General features: G+C 41.2%; 1 protein-coding gene. It reads left to right on the plus strand.

Annotated elements, in window-relative coordinates; genetic code table 11:
• Positions 1 to 39: 39 nt before the first annotated feature.
• A partial coding sequence (locus IE212_RS35795; protein ID WP_229864738.1) for an ISAs1 family transposase occupies positions 40 to 619 on the plus strand: 580 nt, incomplete at its 3' end.

Below are 619 nucleotides of genomic sequence, written 5' to 3' on the forward strand. Positions count from 1 at the left end.
GTGATGGACATAAGACAGGAGAAGAAAGTTTTGCATAAGATGGCGGATATTATCCTGCTTGTATTTTTTGCTACGCTTGCAAATGCAGATGATTGGGTAGAGATTGAGATGTTTGGAAAAGAACATGAAGATTTTTTGCAAAATTATCTGGAACTTCCAAATGGAATCCCTTCCCATGATACACTCCAAAGAGTTTTTGCAATGGTGCCCACTGAATTTCTGGAAAGTTTTCAGCAAAAGTGGAATGAAATGTTAAGCAGCGATGAGGGGGAGAAAGTAAAGCGCCTGCTTGCGATTGACGGAAAAACCCAGAGAGGGAACGGAAATAAGAACCAGAGACCGAATCATATTGTCAGTGCTGTAGATGAAAGAGGCTTTTGCCTGGGACAGAAACGAGTAGAAGAAAAAACAAATGAGATCAAAGCAATCCCAGAACTGTTGGACCATCTGAATATAAAAGGGACAATCATAACAACAGATGCCATGGGAACCCAGGTGGCTATTGTAAAGAAAATCCGCCAAAAGCGTGCGGATTATGTTCTGGCATTAAAGGCAAACCAGGGGAGTCTTCTGGAAGATGTGAGGGAATATTTTGCAGATAAAGAACTTCGTGAGAAAT

The sequence above is a fragment of the Streptomyces djakartensis genome, assembly GCF_014651075.1.
Classification (GTDB): domain Bacteria; phylum Actinomycetota; class Actinomycetes; order Streptomycetales; family Streptomycetaceae; genus Streptomyces; species Streptomyces djakartensis.